This window comes from Chitinophaga sp. (genome assembly GCF_039596155.1).
GTDB lineage: Bacteria > Bacteroidota > Bacteroidia > Chitinophagales > Chitinophagaceae > Chitinophaga.
Genome location: NZ_JBCNKF010000017.1, coordinates 1 through 21,626, shown reverse-complemented (window position 1 = coordinate 21,626; position 21,626 = coordinate 1). Strand labels below are relative to the sequence as shown.

The window sequence follows — 21,626 nt, the reverse complement described above, 5'->3', positions numbered from 1 at the left end:
TTGATTTACCGTTCGGGCACCATTTCAATAGCGTGGCAGGAACACTGCTCACTACATACTGCGCAACCGGTGCAGATATCATAATTGAAGGAATAGCCATTGCCGGGGCCTAATTTGGTGATGGCCTTTTGCGGACAGGCGCCAAAGCAACCGTCGCATTCAAAGCAATTACCACAGGATAGACATCTTCGGGCTTCAAACAGTACTTCTTTTTCCTGCAGGCCGTATCTTACTTCGTCGAATCCACTGATGCGCTCTGCGGCAGGGCGTAATGCCTCCGTTTCCTGCGGCGCATACGTACGATACCAGCGATGCAGTTTTTCGTATCCTATTACCGGGGGTTTCGCTGCAGGTACATACATTTGATCATTCAGGTAAGCATCTATATAACGGGCAGTTTTCTTGCCATGACCTATAGCAGTGGTCACATTTCTTTCACCAGGCACCATGTCACCACCCGCAAAGATGCCTGCGTAGCCAGTCATCATACTGCTGTCTACACATACATTATCATCCGGGGTGAAGGTGATGCCGGGAATATTTTTCAGGAAACCGGTGTCTGCTTCCTGGCCTAATGCCATGATCAGGCAATCTGCTTCCAGTGTTTCAAAACGACCGGTGGGATAAGGTTTGCCGTCTTTCAGCTCCATTACTTCCACAGTCATGGCCATGCCTTCCACTGATTTTATAGACCGCAACCAGTGTATATTAACACCTTCTTCCAGTGCTTCCTGTGCTTCAAAATCATGGGCACTCATATTGGCCCTGTCACGACGATAGATGATCATGGTATCTTCTACACCCAGTCGTTTGGCAGTGCGTGCGGCATCCATAGCAGTATTACCACCGCCATAGATGGCCACGCGGCGACCAAGTTTAGGCACGGTACCATCTTCAACCTGCTTTAAAAAAGCAAGAGCATCCATCATTTTAAAGGCATCTTTGGTGGGGAGGTCTACTTTTTTAGAAAGGTTGGAACCGATTGCAAGAAAGACGGCATCAAATTTACCCTGCTCTTTTTCGAGCAGCAGGTTTTCGACTTTATGGTGATACCTGACAGTCACACCCATGTTACAGATGCGGGCTACTTCCTGATCCAGTTCATGCCGGGGCAGGCGATACGCGGGGATCCCAAAGTGCATCATACCACCGGCTATAGGGCCTGCTTCGTGTATTTCTACTGCATGTCCTTTTCGCGCCAGGTGATAGGCTGCTGAGAGACCGGCAGGTCCTGCACCCACAATTAACACACGTTTCCCTGTAGGCGGTGCAGTATCGATCGTCCAACCTTGTTGAAGGGCTTCATCTCCGAGAAATCTTTCTACAGCGTGGATATTGACAGCACTGTCAATTTGCGCGCGATTACATTGTACTTCGCAGGTGTGATAGCATACCCTGCCCATGACGGCAGGAAATGGATTGTCTTCCATGATCGTGCGCCAGGCGGCTTCATAATGGCCGGCCTGAGCCAGCGAGAGCCATCCTTGAATGTTTTCACCTGCGGGGCAGGTTTGGTTGCAGGGCGGCAACAGGTTGGCATACACAGGGTGTTGTGTCCTTGTAGGTCCGGTGCCGGCACTGTGGCTTTGCAGATCAGGCGATAAAGTAATATCCTGATTTGTTTTCATAATATGTGAAGGTATTATCCCCGTAAAGGATAAAATGTGCTTTTGATCATGCCGAATGGTGATAATAATCAACAGGCACTCCCACGTATATTACTTTTAACCGGGAGCTACTTTTTTCTTTTGCGCCAGCACATTTTCAGAGAACGAAAACAACAGGCTTCCGCCAGAAGTATAATAGCAAGGTGTCGACCCACAGGAGTAATAACTACATTCACTAACTAATATACTGCTGACAAGACCAATTTGAGCCCAATAACTGCCGGCCGGAAATAGCGGGTCCACCCCTGTGCATAAAAAAACAGGTAGCCCTGTATCAGCAAGACTACCTGTTCACAAATATTTTAACCCCAAAACGCTGCTATCAGATCTTGATCAGATAAGCCCTGATCTGGATCGCTTCGATCCTTTTGGACTGACCTGTAATACCTGCTACATCATTTTCACTCACCCAGGATTCCCAACCAAAACTATCCTGGTGTACCCTGTAGTAGATATATGGTCTTGCCTGCGTAGAAGGAGCCGGATCATTAAATGTCAGGGTAAAGTTAGGATCTACGTAGCGGGGGCCATAGATCTGAATACCTTCTAATCTTTTAGACTGCCCCACAGTACCTGCTACGCCTCCGGGAGAGGTCACATAATTCTGCCAGCCGATATTTTCTACATGCCCCTTGTAGGTAAACCCAAAGGAGCCTGTAAAGTAAGTGGTACCCAGATCATCTGCAGCACCAAACTGGATGTAAGGCAATTTAAAAGCCTCCAGTCTCCTGGACTGACCGGTGGTTCCCATAATCTGGGTGGCGGCAGGAACTGCATTATTAAAAGCGTCAGGTGCTGTACTGTTCATAATATTAAAGTTATAATCCGTCCAGCCAATGTTCTGCAGATTGGCAGATGTAGTTCCATTGGTCTGGTACCAGTTGCCATTCAATACCACACCTACGCCGGTTACACCATGGGTAGGCAGATTGGCAGCCGCAATATCAGCGGTTCTGGCAGTTTCGGAACGGATACCTTTCAGCAGGTCTTTGTTACCGTCTTTCCTGGCAGATAAGGTAGCATAATACTCCTTACTCAGCTGGTCTGCCTGATCGAATAATTTGTCTTTTACAAGGTCCTTATACAGCAAGGGAACTATTTCATTAGGGATCTGGTCAACACCCAGATAGGCAACTTTAATGTCAGATTTTGTTGTATTTGTGGCAGCAGGTTGCACATTCTCTTTTGCGCATGATGCAAATAGGAACACCACTGCAGACAGGTGCAGAATAATTGTTTTCATAACAATATTTAAATTGATGAATGAATAATGGAGTCGTTAAGGGTTAGGGTTTCAACGTCAATTTTGAGGGTTAAAGGATAATTGTGTCTACATCCAAGGTAGAACAATATCACTAAATAAAAAATTAATTTATCGTTATGTGATCTCTCACTCAACGCTCATTCCGGCTCGCCATGACGCCGAAAAAGTAAGTGGGCTACTGTAAAATAAAAAGTCTATAATTGTTAAGCCGGCGCCTGCAAACAACCTTTAAAGAAAGCGCAGCATGCCAGCTTTCAACTCGTACCTGACGCCCGTTGTTTTTTGCAGGTTATCTAAAAAGTCCGCAACTCCCTCCTGCTTGGTGAGGATACCAGTAATGTCTACACGTTCGGCTGACTTGTTCTCGAATACCACCTCGATATCAAACCATCTGTTGATGACCTCTCCTATATCTTTGAGTGTCGCATTTCTAAAGTAATATTTTCCTTCCATCCAACCCAGGGTATTGCGCCTGTCAAAAGCATCCACACTAAAAGTCTGCTGGTTGTATACTGCTTCGTACCCGGGAGACAGCTGTACCACCTGTTCACTGTTATTGCTTTTGAGTGCCACTCTGCCCGAAGCAAGTGCAACTCTGGGACTTGCGCTGGTGTAGGTGTTTACGTTGAACGCCGTGCCCAGTACATCCACCGATACGTCTCCTGCATGAACAATAAACGGATGTGAAGGATCCTGCTTTATTGAAAAGTAAGCTTCGCCACTTACCGTTACCTCTCTCGTCTTTCCATTGAATGTCATCGGGAAGCGGATTTCAGATTTTGCATTCATCCATACCTCGGTACCATCCGCCAGCTCCAGTTTATAATCTTTACCCGCTGGTACACGCAATACATTTATCGCCATATCTGCACTAGCATTTGCGGCATCGTATTTCGCACTTTTAGACGACAAATGGATCTCGGTCGTACCTACTTTCAGCACACCTGCTTTTGTCGTATCTGATAAATCAATCTGCTGCCCGTTGGCCAACTGAAGGACAATGCCCGTCGGTACGGTAGCCTGGGCAATCCGCGCCGGCTTCTGCAGGAAATAAATGCTACTCCCCGCTAACAATAATACGCTGGCCGCCGCCGCATACATCCACCTGCCGGAACTTCGTTTGGTAAACTTATGTTTATGTTGCCGCCACAATGCCTCTTCATCCAGATGAACCAGGTATTGCTGCGCAACTGGCTCTTTCATTCTTTGCTCCAACTCCTCAAATACTGTTTTTAATTCAGGATGTTGTTCCATTACCAGGTTCAAATGCACATCATCTTCCTCCGAAATACATCCTGACAGCTTCTCCAACATTAATTGTTCTATTTGTGGTATCATTTTTACTAGTCTTAAATCATTCAGAAAATGGCAAATCCAGCTTACTCCGCAGTGTTTTCACTGCAAGTTTCAGGTGGGTCTTTAACGAATTCACACTGATCCCCATGTTGTCGGCCACCTCGTTATACTTCTTGTGCTCCATATATACCAGGTTAAACGCCCGCTGACGCTGCGTGGGAAATTCACTCAGCAGCGCATGCAGCTGCTGTTGAAAATGTTCATTCGGTACAACCCCACCTTGTCTCGAATCTTCAAAACAGGATTGGTCTACTGTTTCTGCATACTTCTCAATACGTTTTTGCCTTCTCGACTTTATCTTATGATAGTCATTAACCTGGTTGCGCACAGACATGAGCAGGTAAGTGCGGAGATTACCGTTGATATTACGATACAACTGCTTTTCCCAGATGCTGCAAAGCACCGACTGGACCAGGTCGTCCGCCTCACTCGGGTCTCCTGTACCCAAATAAGCCTTGGTCCACATTAACCTGTAGTATTTCTTAAAAATTAGCTCGAATGCATCGCCAGCGCCCCCATTTTTTAATAAGAGAAGTACAATATCATCTCCCGGATATTCAGGCATAAAAAAAAATTAAGTGGTTGATTGTATAACGCGGATACTAAATTGCTACTAAGGGATATTGTCTGGAATAAATATAAATGTTATTTTGACATTTATAAAATATTTTGTCTTTTTTTCCTGCGCGTTCACCCATTCTTAAAACTTGTCGTCTTATATCAAGAAGCATCTTTTAATTCTATGTAGTAAATTTTCTTAATTCAGTAAGGAACATGAACAGACATTCCCCGTTAATGAAAACGGCCAGGGTTACCTATGCCTGGCAACGAACTACTATTGCCTTTCTGTTGCTCTTTCTGCATTCCCACCTGAGGGGGCAGACGATCACCACACCTACTGTCACAATAAAAGGGAATAATATGACCCTGGAGGCGGTATTTAAATCGATTGAAAAGCAAACGGACATTACATTCTTTTACAGTGGCAACATTCCAAAGAATGACGTTATTGGCCAGGTAAATTATACTGACGCCAGGGTAACCACCGTTCTGGACGATTTATTGAAAGGCCGCAACCTGGCCTATGAAATAAAGAAGAACGTGATCCTGATCCGGCGGGAAGAAAAGCCCACTACCGCAGCCAACACGGAAAAAACAAATCCCCCGGCTACCCAGGAACCCGTCATTTCCGGTCAGGTCATTGCGGATGATACCCAAACACCACTGCCGATGGCTACCGTGATGCTGAAAGGCACAAACGTCGGTGCCACTGCCGATCAGAACGGTTACTTCAAACTGAAGCTGAGTGGTAACAGTAAGGTACTGGTGGTGCAATACGTAGGGTATGTGACCCGGGAAATCAACCTGAATGGCAAGAGCGAGTTCGAAATCAAGCTCTCTCCCAAAGACAACACCATTAAGGACGTAGTAGTGGTGGCCTATGGTACACAGAAGAAAACCAGTATGGTGAGCTCCATTACCTCCATTAACCCGAAAGAACTGAAAGGGCCTACCAGCAACCTGACCACTATGCTGGCAGGTAAAATCGCCGGTGTGATCTCTTACCAGCGTAGTGGAGAACCCGGCGCTGACAATGCGCAGTTCTTTATCAGGGGGGTAGGTACTTTTGGCGCGGGAAAGGTAGATCCACTGATCCTGATTGACAACATTGAATCTTCTTCCAGGGACCTGGCCCGCTTACAACCCGACGATATCGCCGGATTTTCTGTGCTGAAAGATGCCACCGCATCTGCCCTGTATGGTGCCAGAGGTGCGAATGGTGTGATATTAATCACCACCAAAACGGGTAACATCGGGAAGATGAGGTTCAATGCGCGTCTTGAAAACTCTACTTCTTCCAATACGCGGAACTTCAAACTGGCAGACAATATTACTTATATGAAGCTGGCCAACGAAGCCACCCTTACAAGGAATCCTCTCAGTGCACTCCCCTACTCCCAGAATAAAATTGACCATACGGCTGCGGGTGATGATCCGTTACTATATCCAAACAACAACTGGATTAAACAGTTAATTAAGAACTATACAAATAACCAACGTTATAATATTAATGCCAGTGGTGGTAATGACAAAGCGAAGTACTACCTGGCCATGACTTACAATATAGACAACGGTATTCTGAAAGAAAACGAACTGAACAACTTCAGTAACAATATCAAGTTGCGGTCTTATTCATTGTTGTCCAACGTAACCCTGAGCCTGACCAAGACGACAGAAGCACTGGTAAGCCTGAAAGGCCAGTTCGATGACTACAATGGTCCAATCGGCGGTGGTGCAGGCGTATTCTATAATGCGATCTGGAGCAACCCGGTGGCTTTCCCGGCTGTTTATCCTTCCAGTCTGCTCCCCTATGTCAAACACCCGCTTTTTGGTAATGCCATCATTCCGGGCGGCGGCGGATTATATGTAAATCCTTATGCGCAGTCTATCTCAGGATTCCAGGCAACCAATACCAGTACGCTCACTGCACAGCTTAGCCTCAAGCAAAACCTGGATGCCATTACCCCCGGCCTCTCTGCCAGAGTAATGGCGTATACATCCCGGTATGCTTACTTTGCTGTTTCCCGCCAGTACAGTCCTTATTATTATACTGCCAACACAATGGAAGGAAAGTTTTCCGGGCTTACGCTGATCAACGACGGTAGCCAGGGAAGTGTAGGGAACACCCCTACTGAATACCTGACCTATTCACCCGGCGATAAAATAGTGAACAGTACCACCTATGCAGAGACAGCGTTGAACTATTCCAGGACCTTCAGCGAGAAACACAGCGTGGGCGGTATGCTCATCGGGACTATCCGCAACTATGTAACCGGGAATGCTTCTACCCTGCAATTATCATTGCCTAACCGGAACCTTGGATTATCCGGCAGGTTCACTTACGGATATGACAACCGTTACCTGTTCGAATATAACTTTGGTTTTAACGGTTCTGAACGTTTCGCAGCCAACCACAGGTTTGGTTTCTTCCCGTCTATCGGTGGTGGCTGGATTGTATCTAATGAAAAGTTCTTTGCGCCCCTCGCGGACAAAGTACAGCAGCTGAAGTTCAGGTTTACTTATGGCCTGGTAGGTAATGATCAGATCGGTAATTCTACTGACCGTTTCTTCTACCTGTCAGATGTAAATCTGAATGGAGGTGCAGCTGGTTACTTTGGTACACAGTTCAATTATACCCGTCCTACTGTTGCGATCAATCGTTATGAGAACAGGGATATTACCTGGGAATTGTCCAGACAAACCAACCTGGGTATGGACCTGACTGTCTTCAAAGATCTCACACTCACAGTAGATGCCTACAGACAGGTACGTAGCAATATCCTGATGGTGAGAAGTACGATCCCTACTTCTATGGGATTGCAGGCGAATATCTCTGCGAACTCCGGCAAGGCCAGCAGTGAGGGCATAGACCTGATGCTGAATTATTCCAAGACGTTTGAACACACCTTGTGGTTGCAGACACGCGGTACGCTCACTTTTGCAAGAAGCAAACTGCTGGTGAACGAAGAACCACACTATGCGCCGAATAACCAGCATCTCTCCAGGGTAGGCAACTCACTGGGCCAGATATATGGTTTGGTGGCGGAAAAACTGTTTGTAGACGATGCAGAGGTAAGTAACTCTCCTATTCAATACGGCCGTATCATGGCAGGTGATATCAAGTACAGGGATGTGAATGGAGATGGCACGATCTCCAATGCAGACTATGTACCGATTGGTTACCCCACTACACCAGAAGTGATCTATGGAATGCTCTTTTCTGTAGGGTACAAGAACTTTGATATCAGTGCGGCTTTTCAGGGGTCTGCCCGTTCATCCTTTATCATCAATTCTGCCAACACGACTCCTTTCTACATCAACGGAGGCAACCAGAATGGTCTGCTGCAGGCAATTGCAGACGACCACTGGTCAGAAGATAACAGGAACTCCTACGCATTCTGGCCAAGGTTGAACAATATTATTTCTGAGAATAATTCCCAGACCTCTTCCTGGTGGTTGCGTAATGGTTCATTCCTGCGGTTGAAGTCAGCCGAAATTGGTTACAACTTTACCGATCGGATATTAAAGAAGTTCCGTCTCAGCACAGGTCGCCTGTATGTAAATGGTCTGAATCTGCTTACCATCAGCGCCTTTAAAATATGGGATCCGGAAATGGGTGATTCTGGCCTGGGCTACCCTATTCAAAGGGTGTTCAATACTGGCTTGAGCATTGGGTTTTAAGTCTTAATAAAAGAACCGAATTGTATGAAAAATATCCGCTTGTTCATATTGGCAGCCTCCTTGCTGACTACGTCCTGCAAGAAGAATTTCCTGGACGTGGTGCCTGATAACGTGGCTACTATTGATAATGCTTTTACTTCCAAAACGGAAGCCGAGAAATATTTATTTACCTGCTACTCCTATCTTCCAACTAATTTCGATCCTACTTATAATGTAGGACTATCGGCCAGTGATGAGGTCTTTGTATTGGACCCTACCAGCGCCATCAGGTCTACTAACGTGCTTCGCATGCCATATGGAGATCAAAATATTTCCAATCCTATTGCCAATTTCATGACCGGCGACAGGGATGGAGTAGCCAGTTATAAGGCGATCAGGGATTGTAACATTTTCCTTGAAAACGTCAGTGATCAAAGTAAGGTGCCTGACCTGGACATCGATACCCGTGAACGATGGATTTCAGAAGTACAGTTCCTGAAAGCCTATTATCACTTTTTGATGTTCAGGGCATATGGTCCCATTCCTATTATTGACAAGAACCTGCCCATCAGTGCAGCGATTGAAGAGACGTATGTAAAACGTCAGCCGGTAGACAGCGTGGTGAACTATATTGCCAACCTGCTGGACCAGGCCGCGACGCACCTGCCGAACAGTATTAATAATATTTCCTCAGAACTGGGCCGCATTACCAAGCCGGCAGCATTGGGACTGAAGGGAATGTTGCTGGTTACGGCTGCCAGTCCGCTGTTCAACGGTAATTCTGATTATGCTTCGTTCAGGAATAAAGATGGTGAGGCACTTTTTAATTCCACCTACAGCGTAGAAAAATGGCAGCGGGCAGCCACAGCCTGTAAGGCGGCAATAGATCTCGCAGAAGCACAGGGCGTGAAGTTATATATCTTCCCTGCACAGACCATTCCCCTGAGCGAGACCACGATGACACAAATGAACATTCGCAACTCCATGAGTGAGCCGTGGAACTCAGAACTGATCTGGGGGAGTACCACCAATATTAACTGGGCATGTACTTTCCTGCAACGCTGCGGTATTGGTCAGTTTGACTTTGATAATGCAGTAGCTTCCAAAACGGCCGGCCACCCGCTCATGGGGCCGACGATAAAGATGGCGAAGTTATTCTATACCAAGAATGGCGTTCCTATTGACGAAGACAAAACACTGGACTTCTCTAACATCGCCACACTACGTGTCGCCAACCATGATGAAAGGTTTAATATCAAGGAAGGTGAAACAACGGCGCGACTGAATTTCGACAGGGAGCCCAGGTACTATGCTGATCTGGGTTTTGACAGGGGTATCTGGTATATGGCAAACAGTCCGTCAAAAAGCGATGAAAATACTTTCTGGCTCATGGCGAGAGGTAGTGAGAAGAGTCAGTCATCCCCAGTGCCTATTTGCGGTTTTTACATGAAAAAGACAGTCAACTGGCATATGGACTGGAATACGCTCACGTATCCTTCCTACCCTTACCCTGAGATGCGACTGGCAGATCTGTATCTTTTATATGCAGAGGCATTAAATGAAGCACAGGGACCAGGTGGTGATGTGTATGAATACATCAACCGGGTAAGGGCAAGAGCCGGTTTACAAACAGTACAGAGCTCCTGGCAAACGTACAGTAAGAATCCAACCAGGTTTACGACAAAAGAAGGCATGCGTGCCATCATACAAAGAGAACGTGCTATAGAACTCTGTTTTGAGGGGCATCGCTACTGGGACCTGTTGCGCTGGAAAACGGCGGCACAGGAGCTGAGTGGCAACGTTACCGGATGGGTCGTAAGCGGACAGACAGCAGAATTGTACTATAGGGAAGTATCGTTCCTGGCCAGGCATTTCGTAGCTCCACGTGATTACCTGTGGCCAATCAGGGAGGATGATATGCTGAAAAATCCCAACCTGGTTCAAAATCCTAACTGGTAAAACCGAAGTATCATGAAGTTATCATATATCCTACTCTTATTAATATTTATAACAGCTTGTATGAAGGATAGCCTGCACAGGCCTGTTACCAAAAACGGGGGAGCACCCGGTGCGATCTCGAACGTGAAGATCGAGAACCAGAACGGTAAGGCGGTATTGACCTATACCCTTCCCGGCGACGATGACCTGTCTTACGTAAAAGCAGTCTATGAAACCTCATCGGGGCATTCAAGAGAAGTAAAGGCCTCCTATTATGTCAACACCCTGACGGTAGATGGCTTTGGTGATACGTTGCCACATGTCGTGAAACTATATGCAATGAGTGCAAGTGAAAAAGCATCTGAGCCGGTGACGGTGACTGTCAATCCGCTGACACCGCCTATTGATATTGCACTGAGATCATTGAAGGTGGTAGCCACCTTCGGTGGTTTTAACCTGACCTGTAGTAATCCAACCGAAGATAACCTGGCCATCATTCCACTGGTAGATACCTCCGGGAACGGAGTATGGGTACAGAGCGCAGGAATGGACAATATTTATAGTAACAGTCCGGTCATCACCAGCGCAGTGAGAGAGCAACCCGCAGTAGAAAGACATTATGCATTCGTGGTAAGAGACCGGTGGTTGAATTATTCCGATACAATGTATACAACGCTGACACCCATCTTTGAACAGTTGCTGCCAAAATCAGACTGGAGCAATTTCGTACTGCCAGGTGATGCGGAAATCCTGAATAACGGTGGACGTACGGATGTGAAGTATATCTATGATGGTAATGCGCATCCTGGCTGGCCACAATGTCTGTTTACCGTAGAGCAGGCCAGTTCCTCCCAGATGGTGACGCTGGACCTGGGTAAACCACATATTTTCAGCCGTATGCAGGTGAATCCTTACAAAGAAGTGGGCGGTTTGTACTACGTGAGAGGTAATGTGAAAGACTTTGAAATCTGGGGGTCTAATGCACCTAACTTAAGTGGTGCGCTGGATCAGACATGGACGAAACTGACAACGTGCCACGTGACCAAACCATCCAATTCTGCTTATGGTACAGAGACAACCGCTGATCAAACGCTTGCTTACAATGGCTGGCAATTTGATTTTCCTGCATCGCAAACGGCATACCGGTATATAAGGATCAGGAGTCTTTCCAACTGGCAGGGTTCATATTTTATAAACATAGCGGAGTTTACGCTGTGGGGTAATTAACAACTAATAATCTGTTACGATGCAAAGAGCGTTTATCATATCAGCATTGCTTACTTTATTGGTGGCTTGCTCCAAGATGGATGAATACAGGGATAAGTATATGGCGAATGGGTCGATCGTGTATCCCGGTAAAATGGATTCCGTAAAAGCATATTCGGGTAAAAACCGGGCGGAGGTGACGGGATTGTTTACATCAGACCCTAAAATTACGAAATACAAGGTGTTCTGGAATAGCAGGCAGGATTCCATTGAGGTACCGGTACAAAGGACAACCGGTGTGGATACGGCGTCCGTGATCATACCGAACTTACCGGAGGGATTGATGAGTTTTGAAATAAGAACGTATGATGCCCGTGGCAACATCTCTATTCCGGTCACTACCTCTGCGAATATCTTCGGTGATCTGTACCAGAGTGCACTGATCAACAGGGGGATTGCGAATGCGGAAATACAGAATGACGGATCAGCGCTGATCACCTGGGCAGATGTGACCAGTGATGCGGGTACGGTGAGTATGCGGATCAAATATACCGATAAGACAGATGTAGCACATGATACGTTGGTTTCCTCTTCGCTGAAGGGTATGACGACCAGTTTACCGGCTTTTAAAGCAGGATCAGTGATCAGTTATCAAACTGCTTACCTGCCGAATTCTACGTCGATAGATACGTTTTATTCAGCTTTTGAGACACATAACGTGAAGGCCGATGTGACCAGTCTGTATTTAAAGAATACCGGGCCATTTACAAGAGCGACCTACGATGGTAACAGGTGGGGTACACTGGCGGCTCCCTGGGTGACCACTCCGAATGTGATTAATCACTCGGGGTATGGAGGATATGCATCTGAGTCCTGGTTGAATGCAGGTGGATTTTTAGTGATGGAAGCCGGTTGGAGCGGAACTGCAAATATTGTGAATGGAAAGATTTCACAGACGACAACCTTACCTGCCGGGAATTATATTTTCCAGACAGCATTGTATACAGAAGCGTTGGATCCGGTATATATAGTGGCCGCTGCCGGCAGCACATTACCGGATGTGAGTGGAGTGGGTACAGCATTGGGGTATGGCACTTTCCCGTCAGCCAGGAGTGTAAGTGCAACGGTAGAGTTCAAGTTTACATTGACACAGGAGGAGCAGGTGACGCTGGGCTTTGTGACGTCGATGGTTTCGGGAAATCAATATTGGAGAGTAGGAAGTGTCAGGTTGATAAAGAATTGATGATTGGTTATAATCTACACACCGCAAGCATTCTTGTTTGCGGTTTTTTTTATTTTATATAGGAGGCAGCGCTTTGAGACAGGGGGTTATGATTCTTATGTATCCTCTCCTACTTCGAACGTAGGATAGCCGAGATTTCCTGTATAGTATATGTCGGCTTTAAGTCTTCGCAAACTGTTTTCTGACCATACCCATAGGCAGCCCAGGCAGAGGGAATACCACAGTTATGGGCAAAGAGGATGTCCGCATGGGTATCACCGGTCATCAGTACTTCCTGCTTGTCTTTGATGTTATAGTGACGGCTGATGAGGGTATTGTAGATCATGGGATCTGGTTTGGCCTGTAAGGCCAGGTCCGGGAAGGCACCTTCTGCGATAACGAGGTCGGTAAGATCAAATAAGTGGAGTGCTCTTAAAGATCTCTCGACAGCACCGATCCCCTTATTGCTGAGCACAACAATGGTCTTGCCGGCTGCTTTTAATTGTTCGAATACATGGGCGGCACCATCGAAGAGTACGGTCAGTCTTTCATCGCATTCCTGGTACTGCTGGCGGTAGACCTGGGCAATCACTTCAACATCATCGAAACTCAGGCTTGCAGCGGCCGGGTGCAGATGTCTGATGGTATCATGGAGGCCGCCACCTTTACTGACAACCGCAAGCATGTCGGCTTCTGCAATAGCTGGCAAGCCGCTTTTGATGAAAGTCTGGCTCATGGCAAAGTGGATAGTTGGGAAGGTATTGCAGATGGTGCCGTCGTAGTCGAAGAGGTAGTAATTGAAGTTGTTCATGATACTGGTACACGTTGATTTCCGGGGCAAAGGTCGGAATTATTTTATTTTTAGCAGCAGGTTCCGATATTCGGGATAAGTGGTCTTTAAAACAAGTAGTAGTACAAGATCAGAAAAAATCGCCATTCTCTGTTTTCTACAGAGAATGGCGATGGTTACAGCGGGGCTGCTTTATATTTACGTGTTATTTACTTTGAATTATTCCTGATTGCCGCCATTTCTTCTTCCAGCTTCTTTATCCGTTCCTGGTTTTCCAGGTTATTCTTATGTTCTTCAATCAGGTATAGTGTCAGTTCTTCCACTTTTTTCACCAGTATTTTATTCATTTCACCGATATCCAGCCCGTTTGCCGTTACTTCTTTTTCCGATGGCACCTCCGGTAGGTGCTTATGTTGCTTTACATAGCTTTCTATTTCCAGCAGGGAAGGCAAATGATAATTGCTGTCAAATACATAATCAGCCCAGCCGGTCTGTAAGATCTGCAGTTTTTTTGCCGCGATTGTACCTGCTACCGCGAGTTTATAGGAGCCTGTTGGAATGGTACCTATACCGAGATTTCCGTTGGCATCGAGGCGCATTTGTTCGGTACCATTGTTTACGAGAAAGGTGAGATAACCGCCGGTTCTGGAGGCACCTGTGTTAAAGATCAACCCACTGTTAATATTGCCAAAGTATTTCTGCAGGATGCCGAACATCGGTCCGTTAGGCGTTGTGTTATAAGCATGCACACCCAGGAAGGTGCCATCCAGGGTGGTACTGCCTATTGAAAGGCGGCTGAGAATAGCGGTGGTCGTGTCGGGTATCATGGTACCCACATCCAGTGTTGCCCTGGGATTCAGGGTTCCGACTCCCAGCTTTCCGTCTGAAGTGGCTATAGAACTATCCGGTAAGTATACACTTCCTGCGAATCTATTGATGTATGGCACATCATAGACGTTGGTGGCGCTGGGAATAAAGGCTGAATCGACTACGGACCAGCCGGTGAACATAGCTGGCGTCTCACTCATACCCTGTGCGAAGGCCCGCACGTGAAAACGGGTATAGTAGCCTTTGTAGTCAATTAAAATGGAAATTTTACCATTTTCGTTTGCCACCTTTACCGGTGGTGTAAGTCCTCCGTAGGAAGATATGGCGGTACGACCGAAAGAGCTGTTGAAGACATAGCATGCCAGGGACAGGTTCATGGGGGTACCGGTGGTAATGTCATATCCTTCTATGAGGATATTGGGCATGGCGAAGCCATTTGCCCAGTTGATGTTTGTTTTGATTTTAAATCCGTAGGTAGCGGTCTTGTTTAAATTATAAGATACTATATCATTATAATATTGGCCTTTAACTGTCAGGGCCAGGAATAGGGATACGAACAAAAAAAATGTTTTCATGAATTATTACAATTTATATGACGGGTTATAATTTCGAATACAGGTCGATTCAGTCGCGGTGCGAATGTAGAAAATTTCCAACTTTATGGAAGACTAATTTATAGTGATAAGTAATTGAGACTGTAAAATTTTATGTGTTATAGGGGCTATTGTAGCGCCATGTCTTGATAGGCTCCAAAACCGGGGAAGTTGTTTACACAAAAAATTTTACACTCTCTAATCAGGATATACAGTTTACACAGTTATCTTAACACTCTCAATTTATTGTGCATATTGGGTATTCTGGCACATCGCATTGCAACCGCACCTATTCTACTGGTTCCTCAAAAGCATTATATACTGCTTTGATACGCCTGATTCTTTTGACCCACAACCTCACCAACAATACCAGCATGCCTATAAACAAGATCACTACGATTGTACCTCCTTTGAAGAACACCACCACACTCAGCATCATCAGTGCTCTGGCCAGAACGGCAACTACTGCATAGGTTTGCAATTTCGCCAGATGTCTTTCCAATAATTCCCGTACATTTTCTCCCGGTACTCCCTGCTTTGTAAATACATACCCGATGATATTGACAGCTATTACGGTCAGCATTGCCGATACTAACAGTATATTGGCATATAAGGGCTTCCGCGCGCCATCGAAGAAGTCGTAATATGCTGTTAGAAACAATATAAACCCTACAAGCTCTATAATCATTTGCTTCCGGATCTGTTTTAAAACCGGATGCTGACGTTCATGCAATAGACCCGCATGTATTGATGAGGTTTTATTCACGCTATGCCAGGCGGCAAAAAGATCTTCCATAATTCATTATTTAAATAGTGGTCAAATGTATTCTTCGATTAGTTTATAGTATTGTATTTCACACTTAGCAATAAAATAGTTCCTCATTTTTTAAATAGCTACTGTCCCCGACTACTCACCCTGCTTATCACTAAAATCAGCACCAATTCTCCACCACTCATTTCTTAAATAGCTGCTGCATCCTCACCTTCACCCTATTCAGCTTTACGCCCACATGGTTCTCTGTAATACCTAATACCTCTGCGGTCTACTCATTTCTTAAATAGCTGCTGCATCCTCGCCTTCACCCTATTCAGCTTTACGCCCACATGATTCTCCGTAATCCCTAATACCTCCGCGATCTCCTTATAACTCATTTCTTAAATAACTGCTGCATCCTTGCCTTCACCCTATTCAGCTTTACGCCCACATGGTTCTCTGTAATCCCTAATACCTCTGCGATCTACTCATTTCTCAAATAGCTGCTGCATCCTTGCCTTCACCCTATTCAGCTTTACGCCCACATGGTTCTCCGTAATCCCTAATATCTCTGCGATCTCCTTATTTCTTAAATAGCTGCTGCATCCTCACCTTCACCCTATTCAGCTTTACGCCCACATGGTTCTCCGTAATACCTAATATCTCCGCGATCTCCTTATAACTCAGTTCTTCCAGGTACAATGTAATAATCGCCTTCTCGTCATCTTTCAATTTTCGCAATACGTCAAACAACTCCTCTCCCGCCTCATTCAACATCTCTGCCCTGTCCGGCAATACATCAGTATACACAATCTTTGGCACCCGCTTACGATACCCTACTATCGCCGTACTCAGCGCTACCTTATACATCCAGGTGCTAAAGGACGCCTTCCCGCCATAGGAGCCGATTGACTTCCATAATTGAAAGACAATTTCCTGAAACAGATCCTCCCGATCCTCCCTCGAATCGCGATATAACCTGCATATTTTATGAATGATTCCCTGATGCTGCCCCATCAGTTGCAAAAATTGTGTTTCATCCATAACTTTTTATATTTGCCGTTTCCATATTAGTTGCAAAACTTTTCGAAAACTTACAAGGAACAAAAAAAATATGAAACAACGACCACATACCATTTGCTTAATGATGACCACCCTCGATGGCAAAATCCTGGGACATAAATGGGGCAACTCTCCCCAGATGGAAAAACTGAGAGGAAAATTTGAAGAAGTGCACAATATCATTGGCAACAATGCATGGATTGTGGGCCGTACCACGATGGAAAAAGATTTTACGAATGGAGCAAAGCCGATCTATAAAGCAGGTACACATGCTATTTCCCGTACTGACTTTGTAGCAAATCCCGATGCCACATCTTTTGCCATTGCTATTGATGCACATGCAAAGTTAGGCTGGGAAAAGCCCTACATGCAGGGGGATCATGTCATCACCGTCCTGACTGAAGGTGTATCCGATGCCTACCTGGCCCACCTGCAGGAGATCGGCGTTTCTTATATCTTTGGGGGCGCCACCACGATCGATTTACACGTGACACTGGAAAAACTGCGCACCCTGTTCGATATCAGGATATTGATGGTAGAAGGTGGCGGCCATCTGAATGGGAGTTTTCTGAATGCAGGATTGATTGATGAATATCATCAGCTGTTACTGCCGGTTATTGATGGCAATCCGGAAAATTCGGGCGTGTTTGAGATTGAACCCGGGAATAAGAAATTTGATGCGGCGCTGCTGAAATTGCAGGAAGTAAAGCGAATAGAGGATGATGTGTTGTGGTTGACATATCAATTGTAATCTTCCTGTAAAAAAGAGTGTCTCAGAGCAAGCTGAAAGCTGCGATATCGCTTGTTCAGTTATGAGCCAGGTAAATTTTCCGCTGGCGTAAACGCTCCTATATTTAACCGTAATTAAAAAAGCCCCCGCAAAGTGTCCAACTTTTTGGGGGCTTGCCAAAAGAATGCGGCTTTTTTAATTTTAATCTATCAGGGCAGGATGTTCGAATCCATCACAACTTTTCCCAGATGCCTGTCCAGGATGGTGACCTCACCGCCCGCACCTGCTGGTGCAGACACAAAAATCTCCCACTGCCCTTCTGTATTGACCGTTTCAGGAAAATCTACTGATAATGATATCATTGCCAGCCGACCATTTTCATCCAGGCTTTCTTCATGGTCCAATAAAAAATTAAGATTGTAAATCACCCCCTCTTCATCTGTGCTGATTTCCAGTGTATCCGGCAGTGTTACTCCCAGGTTACCGGGCAGTGGCAATAAGACCGTGATATAACCTGCCTGTTCCTTTATCTGATTGTAGGTAGCAGGTTGCAGCTCCTGGGCATCAAATGGCTGTATAGGATAGTTCTGCGGCAATGCAAAATATTCACAGGAAAAGTTAGTGAAGGGGACTTCAAAAGTTGACATTGTACTCATAATGGGGTTTAAAATATAATTCAAAAAAGGGTTAACGTAAACATGTATCCGGATAAGGTTTAATCAACCATCTATACAAAAGTACCGCTTTTCTCCCTATAGAAGAAAAGCGGTTTCAATGATTACTTCAGTCTTTTAACGTCATGGATGTGTGTATATTGTATACACCAGTGTACCAGATGGAGGTACGCCATAACCGCCACCAGTCCAGCCATAAGCAACAGCTGTACCATTAGCAGGGTTGAGATCTCCATCGCTTACTACCAGGGCATTCGCCAGTGTGCTCCATGCGATAAAAGTACCATTTGGTGAGTACCATGCATAGTTCACAATCTTAGCTTCAGGTTGTTTCACTGCCTTAGCCACAGGCGTAAAAGTGCTAAACAACAAGAACATCGTGAAAAGAGAAAGGGACAAGAGGGCTTTCGTGTGTCTCATGTGGGTTGTCATTAATGATTAACAAATAGAGGGTTATATCCTATTAAAAATACAAAAAATATAAGATTGATGATATTAAAATCAGCTTAAGTTTTCAAGGAAATTTCAGATAGGGAAAAGAATAGTTTCCCGGTACTGGTGACCGGAGAAACTATTCTTTTAAATCCTTTATTTACATGAAGTCACGGATTGCTGTTCAGCAGGAACAGTCGATCCCATTGCCTTTGACAACTTAAACAGGTTGCTGCTGGGGGTATCAACCGGTAATCCATTGGCCTCCCGGATCAACTGGAAAATATGATCTGGTCTTACCACCACATAATTCGCATTCAATGCATTCGCCGCATTCTTAAAGCTGGTAGGTGTTACTCCCTGCCATGGCTGTGCCTGAATGATGATAAACCTTGGAGAGGTGCCATTCCAGCCAGCAGCGGCGGAAGCAATATTATCCTTAATGGTTTGCTCGGTCGTACAATAATTGCAATTCAGCGCCATTCCCGGCAATGTATTGTTGTAAATGGTCAGGCCTCCGTTTGTATTCTGAGCCGTCATTCCTAATAAGGAAGGAGCATAGGTAGCATACGTCTGACCTACATTCTGGTTGATCCCACCTGTGATGGTATTCCAGACTGTGACCACTCTGAAACCAGCGCGCTTATTGTAATCTTCTGTTTTCGCTACGAATTGATTCAGCTTTGCCTGATCCCAGCTGTTAGGATAAGTATATCCATAGCCGGAAGGTCCGCTGATCAGGTTATCATTATCTGTTGATGACTGCCAGTAGTAATTCAGTGCTCCTGGCATGGCATCCAGCATAGCTGGTGACAAGGTCCAGCCCATTGGTACCTGGCCACGTCCCGGATCATTCCAGAGTTTACGCATCAGGTGTTCTACATATTGCAGGTTGTCTCCATCGCTCAATATGAAAGCCACATAGATCTTATTTTGCAATGCAGGCTTCTGTGGCATGGGTTTCAGGTTGACTGTTCTCGGCATTCCGCTATGTACAGTCAGGTTTGAACACCAGTCACTCGCAATCGTCGTAATGCCATAGGTAGAGGTGCGCTGTACCCCCGGGCCTTCATTCGGCCACCAACCCATGAAGTTTGCACCCGCCGGCATGGAGGCTAAGAAACTATTCAGCAACGTGCTTTCCGCGGCGATGTCAGGATCCAGCCAGATCGTAGCCGCACCGATAGCTACCGCATATTCACGCAATGCAGCCTTGTGTACATCCGGGTTTAAACCGATCAACACGCGCTTGTCAGCGCCCGGCCAGTAATTGTTGAACATGGCCTGGTATACGGCCAACTTACTGGTGTATACACCACGCAGGTCCATAAGGATCGGCAGGTTGTAAGGAGCTGCCTGCAATTTAGACAGGAGCGAAGGCGAAGCGATCAACGCATTCCTGCTTTTGGCAAGCATGGTAGCCAGGTTAACGGTATGGATCTGCGCAGGATCATACACGATCAGTCCCGAAATTTCACTACGATACTTCGTGATAAGGCTATACTTATCAGATACATCATTGTAGCTTAATCCAAGAGAATTCAACCAGGTGTACTGCCCTTCGGCAAAAGCATCTCCTTCATAAGAGAAGATACGTGGCTGTGTCTTGTTGACAATACCTTTTAACGAGGAGAATAAATACATTTCTGCAGAAGAGTTATTCTGCTGAACAGCTACGTAATCCACCTTTGTGTAAGCCGACCCACGCCAGAACACGCGCAGTTCGATCGACTGGTTGTCGGCCGGCATGGTAAACGGCAAAGTGAATGATACGTAATCACCTGCAATGGAGAACATCGTGCGGGTGATTGTTTGGGACGCCAGAACGACACCGGTCGTTGCGTTTCGGACATCGATGTCCACGACAGGGTCATTGTTAGCCGTGTTGTTGTCCGTCTTCATCCGGAACTCTGCTACATTGGGGCCCGCGGGAATGGTATTGTCATAAGGACCATATATCATATGGTCATTGGCGGCGTCAATACCTACCTGGCAAAGCCATCCATCGGTTTCCAGGCGGCCGGTCTTGTGACTGAGAGCGGAACCTTCGCCCTCCCATCTCGTGGAAGTTTCGCGAAGAATGATCAGATCCTGCGTTTGTGCCGTGGCAGGAAATGATGGAAGAAGCTGGCCCTGTGGCCAGGTGGTTTGGGCCATTGAGGGCATGGCGCAAAACGGCATGAGTAGCAACGACAGTGCTGCTGCGATCTTTACAGATGGGTTACCGGGTTTGATCATAGGTAAACTATTAAATATGAATGATAACGTGTCCCTTCCAGGTGAAGGGTCTTTAATGGACACTAAGTATTCTCTGAGTCAATTTCAACGTGAACGAAATAAAAGTACGTATTAAAATGGAAATGCAAAATATGATTGAAAATGGCTAACAGCTAAAAGGATTTAACAGACTGATAATCAATTGGATTATTCAGTTAAATTACAACAATGAAATAACACCTGCGCAACAGCAAAATGGCTTTTCACCGGCTGACCTGGATGTAGAAGAAATTTGGTTGGCGGCAGCGAGGGTTTGCCGGTGTGACACTTTTAAAAATATCGGAAACTACTTATTAAAGTTCAGGAATACGATTGCCTGGATCTGACCGGGGATAAACGCGTCTTTGTCTTAAACAATTTACTAATTCGGGAAAACGATTGCCTGAACGTCACCGAAGATAAGCGCGTTTTTGTCTTAAACAATTTACTAGTTCAGGAAAACGATTGTCTGAACTTCACGGGAGATAAACTCGTCTTTGTCTTAAACAATTTACTAGTTCAGGAAAACGATTGCCTGAATTCAACCGAAGATAAACGCGTCTTTGTCTTAAACAATTTACTAATTCGGGAAAACGATTGCCTGAACGTCAGCGAAGATAAGCGCGTCTTTGT

At 45.7% G+C, this 21,626-nt stretch carries 16 protein-coding genes; 5 read left to right on the top strand and 11 right to left on the bottom strand.

The genetic code is table 11. From position 1 onward, the window contains the following. Positions 1 to 5: 5 nt before the first annotated feature. From ABDW33_RS17030 to ABDW33_RS17015, 4 genes are all read right to left on the bottom strand, one after another. Positions 6 to 1,628 carry an NAD(P)-binding protein gene (locus ABDW33_RS17030; RefSeq protein WP_343691284.1) on the bottom strand — a complete coding sequence of 541 codons (1,623 nt, stop codon included), beginning with the start codon at positions 1,626 to 1,628 and terminating at the stop codon, positions 6 to 8. Between the two features lie 361 nt (positions 1,629 to 1,989). Continuing rightward, positions 1,990 to 2,910 (bottom strand): hypothetical protein, encoded by a 921-nt coding sequence (locus tag ABDW33_RS17025; protein WP_343691283.1) that lies wholly within the window; start codon positions 2,908 to 2,910, stop codon positions 1,990 to 1,992. 249 nt (positions 2,911 to 3,159) lie between these two features. Then, a complete protein-coding gene (locus ABDW33_RS17020; RefSeq protein WP_343691282.1) occupies positions 3,160 to 4,269 on the bottom strand; it encodes a FecR domain-containing protein in 1,110 nt (369 codons plus the stop codon). Between the two features lie 16 nt (positions 4,270 to 4,285). Next, a complete protein-coding gene (locus tag ABDW33_RS17015; RefSeq protein WP_343691281.1) occupies positions 4,286 to 4,852 on the bottom strand; it encodes a sigma-70 family RNA polymerase sigma factor in 567 nt (188 codons plus the stop codon). 209 nt (positions 4,853 to 5,061) lie between these two features. Here ABDW33_RS17015 and ABDW33_RS17010 point away from each other — a divergent pair, with 209 nt between their 5' ends. The 4 genes from ABDW33_RS17010 to ABDW33_RS16995 are packed head-to-tail and all read left to right on the top strand — an operon-like array spanning position 5,062 to position 12,895. After that, positions 5,062 to 8,529, top strand: coding sequence for a TonB-dependent receptor (locus ABDW33_RS17010; protein ID WP_343691280.1), 3,468 nt, complete (start codon positions 5,062 to 5,064; stop codon positions 8,527 to 8,529). A gap of 24 nt (positions 8,530 to 8,553) precedes the next feature. Next, a complete protein-coding gene (locus ABDW33_RS17005) occupies positions 8,554 to 10,467 on the top strand; it encodes a RagB/SusD family nutrient uptake outer membrane protein (protein ID WP_343691279.1) in 1,914 nt (637 codons plus the stop codon). Positions 10,468 to 10,479: 12 nt separating this feature from the next. Then, positions 10,480 to 11,673: a DUF5000 domain-containing lipoprotein gene (locus ABDW33_RS17000; RefSeq protein ID WP_343691278.1), complete on the top strand. Its 1,194-nt coding sequence runs from the start codon at positions 10,480 to 10,482 to the stop codon at positions 11,671 to 11,673. Between the two features lie 19 nt (positions 11,674 to 11,692). Continuing rightward, the gene (locus ABDW33_RS16995; RefSeq protein ID WP_343691277.1) at positions 11,693 to 12,895 is read left to right on the top strand and encodes a DUF4998 domain-containing protein; all 1,203 of its coding nucleotides are present in this window, start codon (positions 11,693 to 11,695) and stop codon (positions 12,893 to 12,895) included. A 109-nt stretch (positions 12,896 to 13,004) separates the two neighbouring features. On the opposite strand, the gene ABDW33_RS16990 is transcribed toward ABDW33_RS16995, so the two are convergent. The 4 genes from ABDW33_RS16990 to ABDW33_RS16975 all read right to left on the bottom strand — a co-directional run bounded on the left by ABDW33_RS16990 (position 13,005) and on the right by ABDW33_RS16975 (position 16,883). Next, entirely contained in the window at positions 13,005 to 13,685 is a 681-nt protein-coding gene (locus ABDW33_RS16990; protein ID WP_343691276.1) for an HAD family hydrolase, read from the bottom strand. 188 nt (positions 13,686 to 13,873) lie between these two features. Then, positions 13,874 to 15,067, bottom strand: a complete 1,194-nt coding sequence (locus tag ABDW33_RS16985) for a hypothetical protein (protein ID WP_343691275.1) — start codon at positions 15,065 to 15,067, stop codon at positions 13,874 to 13,876. Positions 15,068 to 15,374: 307 nt separating this feature from the next. Continuing rightward, on the bottom strand, positions 15,375 to 15,881 hold the full coding sequence (locus ABDW33_RS16980) for a hypothetical protein (protein WP_343691274.1): 507 nt from the start codon (positions 15,879 to 15,881) through the stop codon (positions 15,375 to 15,377). Positions 15,882 to 16,421: 540 nt separating this feature from the next. Then, a complete protein-coding gene (locus ABDW33_RS16975; protein ID WP_343691273.1) occupies positions 16,422 to 16,883 on the bottom strand; it encodes a sigma-70 family RNA polymerase sigma factor in 462 nt (153 codons plus the stop codon). A gap of 70 nt (positions 16,884 to 16,953) precedes the next feature. Between ABDW33_RS16975 and ABDW33_RS16970 the strand changes: the two genes are divergently transcribed. Further along, complete coding sequence (locus ABDW33_RS16970) at positions 16,954 to 17,652, top strand: RibD family protein (RefSeq protein ID WP_343691272.1); 699 nt, start codon at positions 16,954 to 16,956, stop codon at positions 17,650 to 17,652. Positions 17,653 to 17,840: 188 nt separating this feature from the next. Here ABDW33_RS16970 and ABDW33_RS16965 read toward each other — a convergent pair whose 3' ends face one another. From ABDW33_RS16965 to ABDW33_RS16955, 3 genes are all read right to left on the bottom strand, one after another. Beyond that, entirely contained in the window at positions 17,841 to 18,287 is a 447-nt protein-coding gene (locus ABDW33_RS16965; RefSeq protein WP_343691271.1) for a hypothetical protein, read from the bottom strand. A gap of 141 nt (positions 18,288 to 18,428) precedes the next feature. Further along, on the bottom strand, positions 18,429 to 18,725 hold the full coding sequence (locus ABDW33_RS16960; RefSeq protein ID WP_343691270.1) for a hypothetical protein: 297 nt from the start codon (positions 18,723 to 18,725) through the stop codon (positions 18,429 to 18,431). A gap of 168 nt (positions 18,726 to 18,893) precedes the next feature. Beyond that, the gene (locus ABDW33_RS16955; RefSeq protein WP_343691269.1) at positions 18,894 to 20,975 is read right to left on the bottom strand and encodes a GxGYxYP domain-containing protein; all 2,082 of its coding nucleotides are present in this window, start codon (positions 20,973 to 20,975) and stop codon (positions 18,894 to 18,896) included. Between the last annotated feature and the right edge of the window lie 651 nt (positions 20,976 to 21,626).